At 62.8% G+C, this 17,152-nt stretch carries 14 protein-coding genes; 9 read left to right on the forward strand and 5 right to left on the reverse strand.

Going from position 1 to position 17,152, the window contains the following annotated elements:
• Positions 1-64: 64 nt before the first annotated feature.
• Both IAE39_RS21150 and IAE39_RS21155 read right to left on the reverse strand, forming a co-directional pair.
• The gene (locus IAE39_RS21150; protein WP_201206176.1) at positions 65-664 is read right to left on the reverse strand and encodes a hypothetical protein; all 600 of its coding nucleotides are present in this window, start codon (positions 662-664) and stop codon (positions 65-67) included.
• 103 nt (positions 665-767) lie between these two features.
• Entirely contained in the window at positions 768-1,673 is a 906-nt protein-coding gene (locus tag IAE39_RS21155; protein WP_201206178.1) for a LysR family transcriptional regulator, read from the reverse strand.
• A 461-nt stretch (positions 1,674-2,134) separates the two neighbouring features.
• Here IAE39_RS21155 and katG point away from each other — a divergent pair, with 461 nt between their 5' ends.
• The 3 genes from katG (at position 2,135) to IAE39_RS21170 (ending at position 7,352) form a co-directional block, all read left to right on the forward strand.
• Positions 2,135-4,393: a catalase/peroxidase HPI gene (gene katG, locus IAE39_RS21160; protein WP_201206180.1), complete on the forward strand. Its 2,259-nt coding sequence runs from the start codon at positions 2,135-2,137 to the stop codon at positions 4,391-4,393.
• A 251-nt stretch (positions 4,394-4,644) separates the two neighbouring features.
• Entirely contained in the window at positions 4,645-5,856 is a 1,212-nt protein-coding gene (locus IAE39_RS21165) for a M24 family metallopeptidase (RefSeq protein ID WP_201206182.1), read from the forward strand.
• 161 nt (positions 5,857-6,017) lie between these two features.
• Complete coding sequence (locus IAE39_RS21170) at positions 6,018-7,352, forward strand: MFS transporter (protein ID WP_201206184.1); 1,335 nt, start codon at positions 6,018-6,020, stop codon at positions 7,350-7,352.
• A 130-nt stretch (positions 7,353-7,482) separates the two neighbouring features.
• Here the strand turns inward: IAE39_RS21170 and IAE39_RS21175 are convergent, their stop codons facing one another.
• Positions 7,483-8,490 (reverse strand): GlxA family transcriptional regulator, encoded by a 1,008-nt coding sequence (locus tag IAE39_RS21175; protein ID WP_201206186.1) that lies wholly within the window; start codon positions 8,488-8,490, stop codon positions 7,483-7,485.
• A 181-nt stretch (positions 8,491-8,671) separates the two neighbouring features.
• Here IAE39_RS21175 and pssA point away from each other — a divergent pair, with 181 nt between their 5' ends.
• Positions 8,672-10,000 (forward strand): CDP-diacylglycerol--serine O-phosphatidyltransferase, encoded by a 1,329-nt coding sequence (pssA, locus tag IAE39_RS21180; RefSeq protein WP_201206188.1) that lies wholly within the window; start codon positions 8,672-8,674, stop codon positions 9,998-10,000.
• Positions 10,001-10,084: 84 nt separating this feature from the next.
• Here pssA and IAE39_RS21185 read toward each other — a convergent pair whose 3' ends face one another.
• Positions 10,085-11,089 (reverse strand): DMT family transporter, encoded by a 1,005-nt coding sequence (locus IAE39_RS21185; protein ID WP_236548743.1) that lies wholly within the window; start codon positions 11,087-11,089, stop codon positions 10,085-10,087.
• 108 nt (positions 11,090-11,197) lie between these two features.
• Between IAE39_RS21185 and IAE39_RS21190 the strand changes: the two genes are divergently transcribed.
• The 5 genes from IAE39_RS21190 to IAE39_RS21210 all read left to right on the forward strand — a co-directional run bounded on the left by IAE39_RS21190 (position 11,198) and on the right by IAE39_RS21210 (position 15,718).
• Positions 11,198-12,103, forward strand: a complete 906-nt coding sequence (locus IAE39_RS21190) for a LysR substrate-binding domain-containing protein (RefSeq protein ID WP_201206190.1) — start codon at positions 11,198-11,200, stop codon at positions 12,101-12,103.
• 178 nt (positions 12,104-12,281) lie between these two features.
• Positions 12,282-13,427 carry a GGDEF domain-containing protein gene (locus IAE39_RS21195; RefSeq protein ID WP_201206192.1) on the forward strand — a complete coding sequence of 382 codons (1,146 nt, stop codon included), beginning with the start codon at positions 12,282-12,284 and terminating at the stop codon, positions 13,425-13,427.
• A gap of 52 nt (positions 13,428-13,479) precedes the next feature.
• Positions 13,480-14,169, forward strand: a complete 690-nt coding sequence (locus IAE39_RS21200) for an HD domain-containing protein (RefSeq protein WP_201206194.1) — start codon at positions 13,480-13,482, stop codon at positions 14,167-14,169.
• Between the two features lie 101 nt (positions 14,170-14,270).
• On the forward strand, positions 14,271-14,522 hold the full coding sequence (locus IAE39_RS21205; protein ID WP_201206196.1) for a helix-turn-helix transcriptional regulator: 252 nt from the start codon (positions 14,271-14,273) through the stop codon (positions 14,520-14,522).
• Complete coding sequence (locus IAE39_RS21210; protein WP_201206198.1) at positions 14,522-15,718, forward strand: type II toxin-antitoxin system HipA family toxin; 1,197 nt, start codon at positions 14,522-14,524, stop codon at positions 15,716-15,718. The genes IAE39_RS21205 and IAE39_RS21210 overlap by 1 nt, the downstream gene beginning before the upstream one ends.
• A 56-nt stretch (positions 15,719-15,774) precedes the next feature.
• Here the strand turns inward: IAE39_RS21210 and IAE39_RS21215 are convergent, their stop codons facing one another.
• On the reverse strand, positions 15,775-16,938 hold the full coding sequence (locus tag IAE39_RS21215) for an AAA family ATPase (RefSeq protein ID WP_201206201.1): 1,164 nt from the start codon (positions 16,936-16,938) through the stop codon (positions 15,775-15,777).
• Between the last annotated feature and the right edge of the window lie 214 nt (positions 16,939-17,152).

Consider the following 17,152-nt stretch of genomic DNA (forward strand, 5'->3'; position numbering starts at 1 on the left):
CCCCCCCCCCCCCCCCCCCCCCCCCCCCCCCCCCCCCCGCTCCTACAAGGTTTTGCGCAGGCCTTCAGACGCGGCCCTTCAATAAAGCCTGCAACGAATCGTCAAAGTCGCGCAGCGCATCCGCCTGCACCGCCTGCTCATCTTCCATCACCCGCGCCACATCCCCCAGGCGCTTGCTGGCCCGCCCTTCGGCGCGGCCGATATAGGTCAGCTGATCATCGAAAAACCGTGCCAGCACCCGGCTTTCTATGCCTGCGCTGGCCAAACGGCTTTCAGTGTCCAGCAGCACGATCACGTCCGGGTGGTCGCTTAGCAGCGTATCCAGGTCGTCATAGAAGGTCACCTCGGCGAACTGCTGCGCCAGCGAGCGTGCCAGCCAGTCATAGGCCTGGCTTTCGCTGTTCAGCGTGGCCACCGGAATGCGCTGGCCTTGGGCGGGCGCGGCCGCGGGGGTACGGTGGCTGCTGAGATAGCTGAGGGTCGCCTGGCTGTCACGCCCCAGCAACACCGCCACCCGCTGGCCGGGGGCCAGGGCGACGCTGGAAATGGCCGTGGCCGAATAGAAGTGCCCATAGGGCTGGGTGGTGTCGGTGGCGGCCGGGCTGGCACAACCACCGAGGGCGGCCAGCAGGGCGAGCAGGGCAGCGATCATGCCAGCTTTCATGGGGTAGTCCCTCAGCGATTCCGTGAATGCCACCATCTTCCGCCTGCGCCGGGCGCAGCGGAACTTGATGGCATTCATGGTGGCTATCGATGAGGTCGATGCATCACTGCGTGGCCATGAATTGCAGGATACGTTCGCGCAGCCAGCGTTCGGCCGGGTCGTTGTCCTGCGCGCCGCTCCAGACCATCGACAGCTCGGCTTCGGTGATGTCGAACGGTGCCGGGTCGGCGCGCAGGCTGCCGTCGTCGGCCAGGGCGCAGGCAGCGTAGTCCGGTACCGTGGCAATCAGCTCGGTGTTGCGCAGCAGGGCACGCAGGCTGCCGAACTGCGGCACGGCCAGCACCACCTTGCGGCAACGGCCTATGCGCGCCAGGTCGAGGTCGATGTTGCCGCTCATGTCGCCGGAGAACGACACCATGACATGGGGGCGGGCGCAGTATTCGTCGAGGGTCAGCGGGCCGGGGCGGTCGTCGGCGCGCAGCACGCGCACGCCGATGTCGCGCAGCTTGCGGCGCTTGGCGGTGGCCGGCAGGTCGGTGGTGTAGCTCACCCCGACCGAGATCTCACCGCTGGCCAGCAGGCCCGGCATCAGCAGGAAGTTGGCCCGGCGCACGACCACGCTGATGTCCGGGGCCTCTTCGCGCAGGGCTTGCAGCAGCGCCGGAAACAGGCCGAACTCGGCATCGTCCGACAGGCCCAGGCGGAACACGTTGCAACTGTTGGCCGGCTCGAATTCGCGGGCACGGCTGATGGCAGCGGAAATCACGTCCATGGCCGGGCCCAGTTCGGCGAATATCTGCATGGCCCTTGGTGTGGGCTCCATGGCCCGGCCGCTGCGGATCAGCAGCGGGTCGTCGAACAGCTCGCGCAGGCGGGCGAGGGCGGCGCTGACGGTGGACTGGGTGATGAACAGCTTTTCACCGACGCGGGTCAGGTTGCGTTCGATCATCAGGGCTTCGAACAGCACCAGCAGGTTCATGTCGACGCGGCGCAGGTCGTTGCGGTTCATGGGGGCTCGGGTTCCGGAGTAGAGGGGTTGGCGGTGTATTGAAGCATGTGGCAGGCCTGCTTGCCTTGTATGGATGTGCCGGCCTATTCGCGGGTAAACCCGCTCCCACAAGAGTTGCATAATCCTCAGGACCTGTGGAGATCCTGTGGGAGCGGGTTCATCGAGGCGTCGAACCGCCGCGAATAGGCCGGCACAGGAAAGCTGACAGAGCCAACCTATCACCCTCCAATACCCACTCTATTAGAACTCTGCCCAAGCTCGGCTAGTCTTTCCCGTGGCCCCGCGAATTCCGCGAACGGGTGGGCTGTCAGCACCTGCGTGCAAGACCGCGCCCACCCGCCGTGACAGCTTCGCAAGCCCCGTGTACACCTGATGAGGGGTAGCACGAGCGCACACGCTCGGCTGAAAGAACACCTGGCATAGACCGGAAATCTGGATAACCGACCCAAAGGTACCCGCAGATGTCGAACGAATCGAAATGCCCGTTCCATCAAACCGCAGGTGGCGGCACCACCAACCGTGACTGGTGGCCTGACCAGCTCAACCTCAGAATCCTTCACCAGCACTCGTCGAAGTCCGACCCGATGGACGCTGATTTCGACTATGCCAAGGCGTTCAAGAGCCTCGACTTCCAGGCCCTGAAGCAAGACCTGACCGCCCTGATGACCAACTCGCAGGACTGGTGGCCAGCCGACTTCGGCCACTACGGCCCGCTGTTCATCCGCATGGCCTGGCACAGCGCCGGCACCTACCGCATTGGCGATGGTCGCGGCGGGGCGGGCTCTGGCCAGCAACGCTTTGCCCCGCTCAACAGCTGGCCGGACAACGTCAGCCTGGACAAGGCCCGGCGCCTGCTGTGGCCGATCAAGCAGAAGTACGGCAACAAGATTTCCTGGGCCGACCTGATCGTGCTCACCGGCAACGTCGCACTCGAATCCATGGGCTTCAAGACGTTTGGCTTCTCTGGCGGCCGCGCTGATGTGTGGGAGCCGGACGAAGATGTGTACTGGGGTTCGGAAAAGGTCTGGCTGGGCGGCGATACCCGTTATGGCAAGGACCAGGTCAAGGCCCAGCCGCCCGGCCAGGGTGACCTGGTGGCCGAGCCTGCCAAACGCCCGGAAGAAGAAAGCCGTGACCTGAGCGGTGAGCGCAACCTGGAAAACCCGCTGGCCGCCGTGCAGATGGGCCTGATCTACGTGAACCCGGAAGGCCCCGAGGGCAACCCCGACCCGGTGGCTTCGGGCAAGGACATCCGCGACACCTTTGGCCGCATGGCCATGAACGATGAAGAAACCGTGGCGCTGATTGCCGGCGGCCACGCGTTCGGCAAAACCCACGGCGCCGGCCCTGCCGACAACGTCGGCCCCGAGCCGGAAGCCGCAGGCCTGGAGCTGCAGGGCCTGGGTTGGGCCAACAAGTTCGGCACTGGCAAAGGGGGCGATGCGATTACCAGCGGCCTGGAAGTGATCTGGACCTCGACGCCGACGAAGTGGAGCAACGAGTACCTGAACAACCTGTTCAACTTCGAGTGGGAGCTGACCAAGAGCCCGGCCGGTGCGCACCAGTGGACACCTAAAGAGGGCAAGGGGGCAGGTACTGTGCCAGATGCCCACGACCCGGCCAAGCGCCATGCGCCATCGATGCTCACCTCTGACCTGGCGCTGCGTTTCGACCCGATCTACGGGCCGATCGCCAAGCGCTTCAAGGATAACCCCGACCAGTTGGCGGATGCCTTCGCCCGTGCCTGGTACAAGTTGATTCACCGCGACATGGGCCCGCTGGCACGCTACCTGGGCCCGGAAATGCCCAACGAAGAGCTGCTGTGGCAAGACCCGATCCCGAAAGTCGACCACCCGCTGGTGGGCGAGCAGGACATTGCCGCGCTCAAGGCCAAAGTGCTGGCAACGGGCCTGAGCGTTGGCGAGCTGGTGGCCACGGCATGGGCGGCGGCTTCGACCTTCCGCGGCTCGGACAAGCGTGGCGGGGCCAACGGTGGCCGCCTGCGCCTGGCACCGCAGAAAGACTGGGCGGCCAACCAGGGCACCGGCAAAGTACTGGCGGCACTGGAGAAGATCCAGGCCGAGTTCAATGCCGGCGGCAAGCAGATCTCGCTGGCCGACCTGATCGTCCTCGCCGGTGTAGCCGCTGTGGAAAAAGCCGCCAAGGACGCTGGGCATAACCTGCGTGTGGCGTTCCAGCCGGGCCGTGCCGATGCCTCGCAAGCGCAGACCGACGTCGAGTCGTTCGCCGTGCTGGAGCCGTTGAGCGATGGCTTCCGCAACTTCAGCAAAAGCCGCTACAGCGTCAAGGCCGAGAAACTGCTGCTGGATAAAGCCCAGCTGCTGACCTTGACGGCGCCGGAGCTGACCGTGCTGATCGGTGGCCTGCGGGTGCTGGGCGCCAACCATGGCGGCAACACCCAGGGTGTGTTCACCGACAAGGTCGGCACGCTGACCAACGACTTCTTCCGCAACCTGCTGGACATGGGCGTGGAGTGGAAGCCGACCTCGGCGGAAAACGAAGCCTTCGAAGGCCGCGATCGCAAGACCGGGCAGGTAAAGTGGACCGGTAGCCGGGTTGACCTGGTGTTTGGTTCGCATGCGCAGTTGCGGGCGTTGAGCGAGGTGTATGGCAGTGGGGATGGTGGTGACAAGTTCGTGCGCGACTTTGTTGCCGCTTGGGAGAAGGTCATGGAGCTGGACCGTTTTGACCTGAAATAGCCGCGTTGGAAAACGGGGGGCGCTTTGCGCCCCAATCGCGACACAAGGCCGCTCCCACATTGATCGGCGTATGCAGGACCTTGTGGGAGCGGCCTTGTGTCGCGATGGGCTGCAAAGCAGCCCCTTGGGCAGCTGGCAATTTCGCCAATTCCAGGTCGGATAGATACAAAACCCCCCTCGTCGGTTCTGTTGCAATGCTTCTCAGGCGGCCAGCCTGAACAGCGTGCCAACAACGACAAGGAACCCCGACCATGCAAATGCCAAAGACCCTGAAAATCCGCAACGGCGACAAGGTGCAGCCAACGTTCTCTGCCCAGGAATACGCCGCCCGCCATGCCCGGCTGCGGGCCTACATGGCCGAGCAGGACATCGAGGCGGCGATTTTCACCTCCTACCACAACGTCAACTACTACAGTGATTTCCTCTACTGCTCGTTCGGCCGCCCGTATGCGCTGGTGATAACCCAGGACAAGGTGGTCTCGATCAGTGCCAACATCGATGGTGGGCAACCCTGGCGGCGCACGGTCGGCACCGACAACATCGTCTATACCGACTGGCAGCGCGACAACTACTTCGTTGCCATCCAGCAGGCACTGCCGCTGGCTTCACGCATCGGCGTGGAACATGACCACCTCAACCTGCAGAACCACGGCAAGCTCGCCGCCTGCTACCCCAAGGCCGAGCTGGTGGACATCGGCGCACCGTGCATGCGCATGCGCATGATCAAGTCGGCCGAGGAGCAGGCGTTGATCCGCCACGGTGCGCAGGTGGCCGATATCGGCGGGGCGGCGGTGGTCGAGGCGCTGCGCGAGCATGTGCCTGAGTACGAAGTGGCGTTGCATGCTACACAGGCGATGGTCCGCGAGATTGCCAAGCGTTTTCCCGATGCCGAGCTGATGGATACCTGGACCTGGTTCCAGTCCGGGCTTAACACCGATGGCGCACACAATCCGGTGACCAGCCGCCGGGTGGGCAAGGGCGAGATCCTCAGCCTCAACTGCTTCCCGATGATCGCCGGCTATTACACCGCGCTGGAGCGCACGCTGTTCCTCGACCACTGCCCGGACGAGTACCTGCGCCTGTGGCAGGCCAACGTTGAAGTGCACGAAGCCGGGCTGAAACTGGTGCGCCCGGGCATGCGCTGCAGCGACATCGCCCGCGAACTGAACGAAATTTTCCTGCGCCACGACCTGCTGCAGTACCGCACCTTCGGTTACGGCCATTCGTTCGGCACCTTGAGCCACTACTACGGCCGCGAGGCGGGGCTTGAGCTGCGCGAAGACATCGACACGGTGCTGGAGCCGGGCATGGTGGTGTCGATCGAACCGATGATCATGCTGCCCGAAGGTCGGCCGGGGGCGGGCGGTTATCGCGAGCATGACATCCTGATCGTCAACGACAGCGGCGCCGAGAACATCACCAGGTTCCCGTATGGGCCGGAGCACAACATCATTCGCAAATAAGCATCGCGTCGCTTGCTTCGCGGCTAAAGCCGCTCCCACAGGCATTCCATTGCTGTCGTAGGAGCGGGTTTACCCGCGAATAGGCCCGCACAGACAACAACAAGATCCCAGTATGACCACCAGACCCTGCCTCCAATTAAAAGAACCAGAGGGTACCCGTCATGTCCAGCACCACCCTTGACCCATCCGCTGTCGCCGGCCCCGCGCACAACGCCGAGCGGCAGGCCTTGCGCAAGGCCGCCCGGGCCAGTTTCATGGGCAACTTCGTCGAGTGGTTCGACTACGCCGCCTACGGCTACCTGGCCACCATCATCGCCGCCACCTTCTTCCCGCAAACCGACAAGACCACCGGCCTGCTGGCCACCTTCGCGGTGTTCGCCCTGTCGTTTCTGGTGCGCCCGTTGGGCGGCATCGTCTGGGGCCATTTCGGCGACCGCCATGGCCGGCGCAATGCGCTGTCGTGGTCAATCCTGATCATGTCGGTATCCACCTTTTGCATCGGCCTGCTGCCCGGCTATGCACAAATCGGCCTGTGGGCACCGGTGCTGCTGTTACTGATCCGCCTGGTGCAGGGTTTTTCCGCCTCGGGCGAGTACGCCGGGGCAGCAGCGTTTCTGGCTGAATATGCGCCGCCTGGCCGGCGTGGCTTGTACACCAGCATCGTGCCTGCCAGCACGGCGGCGGGGTTGCTGTTTGGTGCGGCGTTTGTCGCGGTGTTGCACGAACTGCTCAGCAGCGAAGCCTTGCATGAGTGGGGCTGGCGCCTGCCGTTCCTGCTGGCCGCGCCGTTTGGCCTGGTGGGGCGCTATATCCGCATGAGCCTGCAGGACACGCCCAAGTTCCTGGAGATGGAGCAGCGCCTGGAGCACAAGGCTGGCATGGCCCCGACGCCGCTGCGCGAACTGCTTGGCCAGCATCGCCGCAGCCTGGCCATCGGCATTGGGGTCACCTGCCTGAATGCGGTGGCGTTCTACCTGCTGCTCAGCTACATGCCCACCTACCTGTCCAGTGAAATGGGTATGAGCGAGCGCGATTCGTTCATTGCCTCGACGGTATCGCTGGCCACCTATATCGGCTTGATCTTCCTCATGGGGCGGCTGTCTGACCATTTTGGGCGCAAGACCATGCTGGTGGTGGCCTCGCTGTTGTTCCTCGGGTTGACCGTGCCGTTGTTCCGCCTGCTGGACGGGCAGCCGCTGCTGGTGATCCTGGCAATCCAGATTTTCTTTGGTGCGATGCTGGCGATGAACGACGGGACCTTGCCGTGCCTGCTGGCGGAGATTTTCCCGACGCGGGTGCGCTTTAGCGGTTTTGCACTGAGTTTCAACGTGGCCAACGCGTTTTTTGGCGGGACGGCGCCGTTCATTGCCACCTGGTTGATCCAGGTTACCGGCAGCAAGCTGGCGCCGGCGGGGTATTTGCTGGCGGCGGCACTGGTGGCGCTGGTGGCCATGCTGATGTGCCGGGAGACCGCGCATACGGCCCTTGAAGATTAGTTGAGCTGTACCGGCCTATTCGCGGGTGAACCCGCTCCCACAGGTTTACCTCAGGTTCGAATACTGTGGAATTCCCTGTGGGAGCGGGTTTACCCGCGAAGAGGCCGGCAAAGCCGGCACAACATTTCAATCAATGCAAAGAAGCCTGCCGCCGCTCCCCCAACGGCGACAACCCGAAGAACCGGCTATAGCTCTTGGAAAAATGCGCCGGCGAGCTGAACCCGCAGGCCAGCGCCACCTCGCGCACCTGCACATCACTGCGCAGCAGCAGCTCCCGCGCCCGCGACAGGCGCAGCTCCAGGTAATACTGGCTGGGTGTGCGCTGCAGGTACTTGTGGAACAGCCGCTCCAGCTGGCGCACGGTCACTTCGTTGAGGCTGGCCAGTTCCTCCAGCGCCAGTGGCTCTTCCAGGTTGGCCTCCATGATTGCCACCACCTGGCTCAACTTGGGCTGGGCGCTGCCGAGCAGGGTGCGCAGCGGCACCCGCTGGCGATCACGCTCGCCGCGCACGCGGTCACACAGCAGCAGTTCGGCGGCCTTGGCCGCGATGTCCTGGCCGCCCGGTTCGCGAGCCACCAGTTGCAGCATCATGTCCATCGCCGCCACCCCGCCCGAGCAGGTGTAACGGTCGCGGTCCAGCTCGAACAGTTGGCTGGAGATGACGATGCCGGGGAAGTGCGCCTGCAGCGTCGGCAGGTCTTCCCAGTGGATGGTGCAACGGTAGCCCTTGAGCAGTTCGGCCTTGGCCAGCAAGTAACTGCCGGTGCAGATGCCGCCCAGCGGCAAGCGCTGCCGGGCCAGTTGGCGTAACCAGTCGATCAGCGGGCGGTTGCCTCGGCCGCGATCGATCGGGTTGGCGCCGACCACCAATAGCGCATCCAGCGCGGGGGCATTGGCGATGCTGTAGTCGGGCAACACGCGCATGCCGTTGCTGGCCATCACTGGCGCGTCGTCTGCCGCGATCAGCACGCTGCGGAACAGTGGCTTGCGTGCGGCCAGGTTGGCCATGCGCAGGGTTTCTACTGCCGATGCCAGGCCGATGGTGGTGAAACTGGGCAAAATCAGGAAGCCGAAGGTCTTTACCGAACAACTCTTTACAATAGAAGGCGATAGGTTTGCAGAAGTGGGGTGGACCATTGCGCTGTTCCTGTGCAAGCTGAGGCATGTTGGTCAGGGGGCAGTGAGAAAACCGGGCCTCGCGTGGTTCTTGTTGTTATAGGTTGTTGCCGGGTCGATCTTACACCCCGGGCATAACGGCCAGGAATGGCTCCGCCGGTTGGCAGAGCCGACAGTGATTGCACACAGAAGGTGATCGTCAGTGAACCCCGAATCCTTGCTGGCAGGCTTGCCAGGCTACGCCATCGCGCCCGAATCGATCCAGGTGCTGCCCGATGCCAAGGCCTACCGCACCTGCCTGCTCGAGCGCATCCGCACGGCCACCCGGCGCATCGTCATCGTCGCCCTGTACCTGCAGGAAGACGAGGCCGGCCAGGAGGTGCTGGATGCCTTGTACCAGGCCAAGGCCGCGCGGCCTGGCCTGCAGATCACCCTTGTGGTCGACTGGTTCCGCGCCCGCCGCGGCCTGCTGGGGGCCGGGCGCCAACCCGGTAACGCTGCCTGGTACCAGGCCCAGCGGCAGCTGCGCGGGCTGGATATCGCCATCCACGGGGTGCCGGTGCAGACCCGCGAACTGTTCGGGGTATTGCACCTGAAGGGCAGCATCATCGACGACTGCGTGATCTATACCGGCGCCAGCCTGAACAACGTGTACCTGCACCGTTTCGACCGCTATCGCCTGGATCGTTATCACCTGTTCCAGTCACCGGCACTGGCCGATGCCATGGCCGGGCTGGTGCAGCGCTTGCTGCACCCCACCGCCACACCGCGCCTTGACCTGCCGGCGCCCCCTTCAACCCGCAGCCTGCGCGGCGATATCCGGCGCTTGCGTGCGCGCTTGCGGCGCATGGCCTACGAGGCACCGGCCAGCGTGGCAGGCCAGGGCCTACGGGTTGTTCCGCTGCTGGGCGTGGGGCGTGGCAACCCGCTGAACCGGGCGCTGTGCGCCTTGCTGGCGGCGGCGCGCACGCAGATCATCATCAGCACGCCATACTTCAACCCGCCGCGGGTGGTGATGCGCGAGCTTGACCATGCCCTGGAACGGGGTGTGCGCGTTGAGCTGATTGTCGGTGATCGTACGGCCAACGACTTTTATATCGCACCCGGCGAGCCGTTCAGTGCCAGTGGTGCGTTGCCCTACCTGTATGAAGATAACTTGCGAGCCTTCGTTCGGCGCCGGCATGCTGCTATTGCCAGTGGCCAGCTTGAAGTGCGGATCTGGAACGATCCCGGGCACACCTTCCATGCCAAGGGGGTGTGGATCGACCAGCGCTATTCGCTGTTGACCGGCAACAACCTCAACCCGCGCGGGTTCAACCTGGACCTGGAAAACGGCCTGCTGATCGACGACCCGCAAGGGCAATGGCTGGCACCGCGCGAGGCGGAGTTGAACGCGCTGCGCCGGTTTGCCCAGCAGATCGGTTCGGCAGAGGCGCTGGGGGTCAAGGCCGAGCACCCCAAGGAAGTGCGCAAGTTCTTGCGGCGGTTGCGTTATAGCCGGCTGGAGCCGCTGATCAAGCGGGTGCTGTGACGCTGCCTGGTGCGCTTTTTGTAGGAGCGGCCTTGCGTCGCGATCGGGCCGCAAAGCGGCCCCTCGATTTCAGCCTCACCGCCGCTATTGCTGGGGCTGCTTTGCAGCCCGATCGCGACACAAGGCCGCTCCTACAGGGACCGCACCGGGCTGTGCAGCTTTGATTACCTGGTTACCCTTCGGCTTGAGCCGCGAAACAGCAAACAGCACCACCGCCAGCCCGGCGATCTGGTACAGCGATATCTCTTCACTCAACAGCGCCCACGACGCCAGCACGGTCAGCACCGGCCCCAGGTTGCCCACCGCCGCCGTATGGGTCGGCCCCAGGCGCTGGATCGCCAGCGCTACCCAGTAGATCGGCAACACCGTGGAGAATACCGCCATCAACCCAGCATTGACCCACACCGCACTTGGCAGTTGCCACAGCTGCCCGACTGGCGCCACCAGCAGGTAGTGCGCCAGCACCATCAGCGACGATGCAGTCCCGCACAGCCCGGCCAGGCGCATCGAGTTCATGCGCTTGAGCATCATCCCGGTGCCGGAGTAGTACAGCGCATAGGTCACCGCACTGGCGAACACCCACAGCGAACCCAGCACCACCTGCTGGCCGGCCCCGGCCACGCTGACGTCGTGGACAAAGGCAATGCCCAGCCCCAGGTAGCACAGGCCCATGGCCGACAAGGTGCGCAGGCTTGGCCGTTCGCGCAGGGCAACCGCCTGAAACACCAGCACCAGGGTCGGGTAGGTGAACAGGATCAAACGCTCAAGACCGGCGCTGATGTACTGCAGGCCATAGAAGTCGAACAGGCTGGCCAGGTAATAGCCCAGCAACCCGAGCATGGCCACGCGCAAGCCGTCACCGAGGTTGAGCGCCGTGCTGCCCTGGCTGCGGCTGGCCCAGACCAGCCAGGCAAACAGCGGCAGCGACAGGCCCATGCGGATGGCCAACAGGCTGATGGCGTCCACCGGCCCGGCGGCATAGGCGAGCTTGACGAAAATGGCCTTGAAGCTGAAGCCCAGTGCGGCCAGTACGGCGTACAAGGCGCCGCTTTGCAGCTGGCGCTGGATCAGGCTGCGTAACGCGTTCATGGGGTACTCATGGCAGGGGAAGTCAGGGCTTATTCTGAACAGAAGGCGCCTGCGATAGAATCGCTTTTTATCGAACACCGTGTTCGCTTTTGGATAAGGGGTAGGAGCATGTCGTTCGACCTGGTCGATTTACGCCTGCTGCTGGCCATTGCAGCCTCCGGGAGCCTGAGCAAGGCCGCTGCCAGCTTCCCGGTGGCGGTATCGGCTGCCAGTAATCGCCTGCGTCTGCTGGAGGAGCGTTGTGGCCTGGCGTTGTTCACCCGCAATGCTGCTGGCATGACGCTGACGCCTGCCGGCCGCCTGGTGCTGGAGGGGGCGCGCAGCGTGCTGGCCGAAGCGCAGAAGCTGCAGGGCACCCTGCAGGAGCTGGCGGGCGAGCAGCGCATCACCCTGCGCCTGGCAGCCTCCACGGTGTCCAACAGTACGCTGTTGCCGGCGATATTGGGGCCGTTCCTGGTCGATTACCCGGAAGTCGACCTGCAACTGATGGAGCACAAGAGTGTGGACGTGTTGCGGGTGGTGCTGGCCAACGAGTGCGAGATCGGTGTGTACGACGGCATTCTGCCCAGCGAGGGCGTGGTGTCGCTGCCGTTTCGCACCGAGCGCCTGGTGATGCTGGTACCCGCCGACCATCCGCTGGCCGGGCGCGAGCAGTTGCGCCTGGTCGATGCGCTGGGCTACGCGTTCATCTGCCTGCCGGCTGGGCGGCCGATGCAGCGCTTTGTCGAAGAGCTGGCGATGAATTTGGCCATGCCGCTCAAGGTGCGTGTGCGGGCCCCCAGCTTTGAGGCCATCGCGCAACTGGTGGCGCAGCGCGCAGGGGTGGCCATGCTGCCGGAAACAGCTGCCGTACGCGCCGAGCAGGAATTGCCGGTGCGTCGCGTGGCGCTGGCAGAAAGTTGGGCCACCCTGGAGTTGCGCCTGTGCTTCCGTGATTGGGAGCGCCTGAGTTCACACGGGCGGCAACTGGTGAGTTTTTTATCCGGCCAACGGCATGCTGCGGCAGTGGTTTGAATGACGCGGTAGTGGCAATATGATATTTCGCTCGCACGGGCATCTGCAGGGGCCGAACCGGCAATTGCAGGCAACCGGACCAAGCGCCCTCTGAAAAGTCATCACGAGCGCATACAATCCGGCCTTTTCCACGTTAACCAGATAGGCCAATGCGTATATGGCGTTAGATCCACCCACGATGCTGACCATTTCGGTTGCCCTGGCAGCGGCAGCTGCGCTGTACCTGGCAATTGAATGGCGCAGTGTCCGCGAACCCTCGTTGCTGTTCTGGAGCGCAGGTTTCGCCACTATTACTGTTGGTTGCATTCTGGCGTTGTTGCGCGGGATCGGTTTGCTGTTCATCGGCATCTGGTTCGCCAATGGCTTGTTGGTGGTTGCCCACGCGTTCTTCCTGATGGGCGTGCTGCGCTTTACCCAGGAGCGCTTGTCGCGAGCCTGGCTGATGATCGTGCTGGTCTGGTTCGCCTTGCTGCTGTTGCCCGTGGGGCCGCAGTGGTCGAAGGTGATGCTGATGGTCAACTCGTTGCTGGTGGCCGCGCTGACCCTCAAGGCCAGCTTCCTGTTGCGCCCGCACGGCAAGTCGCTGAGCGTTGGCGCGGTGCAGTTGCGCTATGTGTTGCTGATCCATGGGCTGTTCTATGTGGTCAAGGCGATCATTGCCATTGCGCCGGGTACCTTGATTGACCTGGCTACCTTTGGCGGGCTGATCATTCAGGTTTCACTGGTCGAAGGGGCGATGGCGATCATGCTGATTGCCTTGTCGATGACCGGTACCGTGCGTTACCGGCGTGAGGAGCGGATTGCCCGGCTGGCGGCGCGCGACCCCTTGACCGCGCTGTACAACCGGCGGGCGCTGGAGGTGAGGGCTGCGCATTTCTTCAAGGACGTGAGCCCGGCCCAACCCGGGGCGTTGCTATTGATCGACATCGACAACTTCAAACTGGTCAACGACCTGCATGGGCATATTGCCGGCGACCGGTTGCTGATTGCCTTGAGCGAAATGATTCGCTCGGTGCTGCCCGAGCGGTCGCTGGCGGCGCGCTTGGGCGGGGACGAGTTTGTCATATTGCTGGGTGGAGCCAGCAGCGAGCGGGTGGTCGAGTTGGGCGGGTTGTTGCGTGAGCAGTTTCAGCAGTTTGCTGGCAAGACGGTGCCGACGCCTGTGGCGGTTACCTTGAGCATTGGCGCCAACCTGTTCGACCAGCCGCCCGCAAGCCTCGCAGCGCTGATTGAGCAGGGGGATGTGGCGTTGTATCAGTCTAAACGGGGAGGGCGTGACAGTATTCGCTTTGTCGAGCGGCCGATCGCCGATCTCAGCCAGTAAAAAGTGCTTTGCTTCCGCCCGCCTGGAAGCAAAATCAAAAACCAGGGAAAACATGACCAGCGAAGCTTTTGCCCCTTTCCAGCACCTTGCCGCTGAGCTGCTGAAACACCTGCCGCCTGACCTGAACGATGGCTCCCACGACCTGGCTCACATCCATCGTGTATGGGTGAACGCGCAGCGCATCCAGCGGGCGGAGGGGGGCGACCTTCAGGTACTGCTCGCGGCGACGCTGCTGCATGACTGCGTGGCGGTGGAAAAGAACTCGCCGTTGCGTGGCCAGGCTTCGACGCTGTCGGCGGACAAGGCCACAGCGATCCTCGCTGGCATGGGCTGGCCGTTGATGCGTGTGCAGCAGGTCGCGCACGCGGTGAAAACTCACAGTTACTCGGCCGGGTTTGAGCCGCAGACGCTTGAGGCCAGGATTTTGCAGGACAGTGACCGCCTGGACGCGATCGGTGCAGTGGGGATCGCCCGGTGTTTTTATGTGTCCGGTCGGATGGGCTCGGCGCTTTACGACTTCGAGAATCCTGCTGCGCAGGGCAGGGAGTATCAGGATACGGCGTATGCCATCGAGCATTTCCACACCAAGCTGCTCAAGCTGGCGTCAGGCTTTAAAACCCGGGAAGGGGCTCGCCTTGCTGCCGAGCGCCATGCACGGCTTGAAGTGTTTCTTGCAGCCTTCATGGATGAGGTCGGGGCGAGCGCCGCGCCTTTACTGGCTGGCGTTGATACCCCAGTTTGAGCGGGTTCATTGCAAACCTTCAATCTTGCTCGCACAAGTTTTGATTTTTTTGCTGGTTAGGTTTACGTTACATCTAATTAAATTTGTTACGTATGCAGAACATGGATTATTCCCTCATCACAACCCGCCTTGGCGCGCTGATCCGCACGCGTCGCCTCAATCGCGGGCTTACTCAAGCTCGGCTCGCTGATCTGGCCGGTCTCACCCGGCAAAAGGTCATCGCTATTGAAAAAGGCGATCTGACAGTAGGGATATCAGCTTATGCGCGAGTCATCGGAGCCCTTGATTGCGAGTTCGCGCTAGTGCCCGCAGCCATGCCTACGCTCGATGAGATACAGGGAGTTTTCGATTGATGAGCACGCTGTTGCATGTGAAAACACCTGAAGGCGAGAGCGGCAAAATTCTCAGCGTCGGGGCAGACTACCTGTTCCGCTACCGGGAAGATGCCAAGGCATCAGCTGCAGTCAGTTTGCTGATGCCCATACGCTTTGAGGAATATCGCTACCGGGAGCTACACCCGATCTTCCAGATGAACCTGCCTGAAGGTTACGTGCTGGAGCAACTGCGCAATCGCTTGGCAAAGGTGGTCAATGTCGACCCTATGCTTTTGTTGGCGCTGTCGGGCAGCAGTTCTCCAATTGGGCGTGTGGCAGTGAGTTCCGATCATGTCGATGCGCTTTTGCGACGGCAGCAGTTTCCGGGAGAAAAGCTGGAAGAAATTTTGGCATGGGATGGGGCCGAAGACATTTTTGCCGGCCTGGTGGACCGTTATATATTGCGCGCCGGTATATCTGGCGTTCAGCCCAAAGTGCTGGTGCCGGAACAACAGGGTACCGGATCGCAACGCTTTACTTCAAAAACGTCCGATTTGATCATCAAGAGCGGACGGGATGAGTTTCCCGGTTTGGCGATCAACGAGTATTTGTGCATGTCAGTGGCCAAGGCCTCAGGGATCGCGGTCCCGGAGTTCTACCTGTCCGACAATGCCAAGCTGTTCATCATGCGTCGGTTTGACCGGGACGAGCAGCTCGACCCTATCGGTTTTGAGGATATGGCAGCATTGATGGGGCTTGCTGCCGAGCAGAAGTACAGCAAGAGCTATACAGCCATTGCCAAAGCCATACGGCTGTTCTGCCCGCCTGCGACAGTAGAAACTTCGTTGGCGCAGTTGTTCTCGATAGTAAGCCTGAGTTGCATAATCGGGAACGGGGATGCCCATCTAAAGAATTTTGGGCTCTTGTACTCCGACCCCACTCAACGCGACGCGCGGCTTGCACCCGCTTACGATATCGTCAATACCACGGCCTACATTCCAGAGGACGTGCTCGCGCTGGACCTGGTCGGCAACAAGTCATTTTTTGCTTCGCGTCAGGGGCTGTTGGAGTTCGCCAGGGCGTGTGATGTGGCCAGGCCGGCAGAAGTTATCCGGGCGCAATTGCAAGCATTGGAGCAGGTGCTTGATAGCTCAGTCGAACTGTGCGAGCGGGCGCCCCATGTGGTTGCTGCTATCCGGCAGTGTGCAGGGCCATTCCAGAAAACTTTTGGGTAGCCACAAAGATCCTGAAGGCTTTTCGCACCTGTTAAGCCTTATGGATATCCTGTATTTCAGTCAGCCCACCGCCACAACGGCTCATCCAGCAACCCCACCCCACGTAGCTGGGTTTGCCCTTGAACCTTTTCCAGCTCCAACACATTGCACCCGTCACACGCCGAAAGCGCCGCAATCAATGGCGCACTGTGCGATACCACCCAAACCTGACTACGGGCCGAAGCCCGAATGATCAGCCGTGCCAAGGCCGGAAGCAAATCGGCATGCAAGCTGGTTTCCGGTTCGTTCAGCACCATCAATGACGGCGGCCGTGGCGTTAGCAGTGCAGCCATCAGCAGCAGGTAGCGCAGGGTGCCGTCTGACAGTTCAGCGCCATCCAGTGGGCGCAACAGCCCATGCTGGTGCAGCCGCACACTGAACAACCCGCCAGGTGGTGCATTGATATCCAGGCGGCTACCGGGGAATGCGTCGTTCAGCGCTTCTTCCAGGTCTTCAACTTCGCCAATCTCGATGATGGTCTGCAGCGCCGAGGCCAGGTTGCGCCCGTCGTGGTGCAACACCGGCGAGCGAGTGCCCAGCTGAGGTTGACGGCAGGGCGCATCACGGTCGATGCGGAAGTGATCATAAAACCGCCAGCTGTTGATGAACGCCCGAAGTTCGCCAATCTCCGGTGCCTGCCTGGGGCGGCCAACGATGTTGAAAAAACTCTCACCGCTGTCGGCATGTTGATCGAGTATCGTCCAGCTTCTGCCCTCGCGGGCGCGCACCATGGCGTTCTTGCGCTCCACCAGTAATGACGAAGGCCGGTAGGCACCTGCGGCCCAGATGGTTTCGGACTTGATCTCGGGGTCGAGCATGAACGCAGTCGGGTAGGGCAGTGGGATCGGCAAACCGAGCGAGATGGCGAAACCGAGGTCTTCGGTGGCAAAGCCCAGGCGCAGGCGTTTGGCCTGGCTCGGGTGCTGGCCCTGAATGGGCACCTCACCGCGCTTCATGCGCGCGCTCGCTTCCGGTCCTGCCCACCAGGTTGAGTCAAGGCCGCCTTCGCGGGCGAGGGCTTCGATCACGCCGCCTTGAGCAGTCTCGGCGAGCAGGCGCAGGGCCTTGTACAGGTTGGATTTGCCGCTGCCGTTGGCGCCGGTGACCAGGTTCAGTTGGCCCAGTGGCAGCACGAGGTGATCGATCGAGCGGTAGTTGGCGATGGCGAGGGTGGTGAGCATGCGGTGCGTCCCGGCTTGAATCAGGCGCACGATTGTCGCCGAAGCGCGGCAACCTTGCTAATTTTGGCGGGGGTTCTGGGGCCGCTTTGCGGCCCATCGCCGGCAAGCGCGGCTCCCACAGATATGGCGCATCGCTTGAACTCGATGCGGTCGGTGTAGGAGCGGCCTTGTGTCGCGATGGGCTGCGCAGCAGCCCCAGGGTTTTAGCGCAGAT

It is taken from the genome of Pseudomonas sp. S37, assembly GCF_016658545.1.
Classification (GTDB): Bacteria; Pseudomonadota; Gammaproteobacteria; order Pseudomonadales; family Pseudomonadaceae; genus Aquipseudomonas.

Excerpts from the sequence above, each read along its gene's own strand:
- IAE39_RS21150 (WP_201206176.1), bottom strand. The coding sequence starts at position 664 with ATGAAAGCTGGCATGATCGCTGCCCTGCTCGCCCTGCTGGCCGCCCTC.
- IAE39_RS21155 (WP_201206178.1), bottom strand. The coding sequence starts at position 1,673 with ATGAACCGCAACGACCTGCGCCGCGTCGACATGAACCTGCTGGTGCTG.
- katG (WP_201206180.1), top strand. The coding sequence starts at position 2,135 with ATGTCGAACGAATCGAAATGCCCGTTCCATCAAACCGCAGGTGGCGGC.
- IAE39_RS21165 (WP_201206182.1), top strand. The coding sequence starts at position 4,645 with ATGCAAATGCCAAAGACCCTGAAAATCCGCAACGGCGACAAGGTGCAG.
- IAE39_RS21170 (WP_201206184.1), top strand. The coding sequence starts at position 6,018 with ATGTCCAGCACCACCCTTGACCCATCCGCTGTCGCCGGCCCCGCGCAC.
- IAE39_RS21175 (WP_201206186.1), bottom strand. The coding sequence starts at position 8,490 with ATGGTCCACCCCACTTCTGCAAACCTATCGCCTTCTATTGTAAAGAGT.
- IAE39_RS21185 (WP_236548743.1), bottom strand. The coding sequence starts at position 11,089 with ATGAACGCGTTACGCAGCCTGATCCAGCGCCAGCTGCAAAGCGGCGCC.
- IAE39_RS21190 (WP_201206190.1), top strand. The coding sequence starts at position 11,198 with ATGTCGTTCGACCTGGTCGATTTACGCCTGCTGCTGGCCATTGCAGCC.
- IAE39_RS21195 (WP_201206192.1), top strand. The coding sequence starts at position 12,282 with ATGCTGACCATTTCGGTTGCCCTGGCAGCGGCAGCTGCGCTGTACCTG.
- IAE39_RS21200 (WP_201206194.1), top strand. The coding sequence starts at position 13,480 with ATGACCAGCGAAGCTTTTGCCCCTTTCCAGCACCTTGCCGCTGAGCTG.
- IAE39_RS21205 (WP_201206196.1), top strand. The coding sequence starts at position 14,271 with ATGGATTATTCCCTCATCACAACCCGCCTTGGCGCGCTGATCCGCACG.
- IAE39_RS21210 (WP_201206198.1), top strand. The coding sequence starts at position 14,522 with ATGAGCACGCTGTTGCATGTGAAAACACCTGAAGGCGAGAGCGGCAAA.
- IAE39_RS21215 (WP_201206201.1), bottom strand. The coding sequence starts at position 16,938 with ATGCTCACCACCCTCGCCATCGCCAACTACCGCTCGATCGATCACCTC.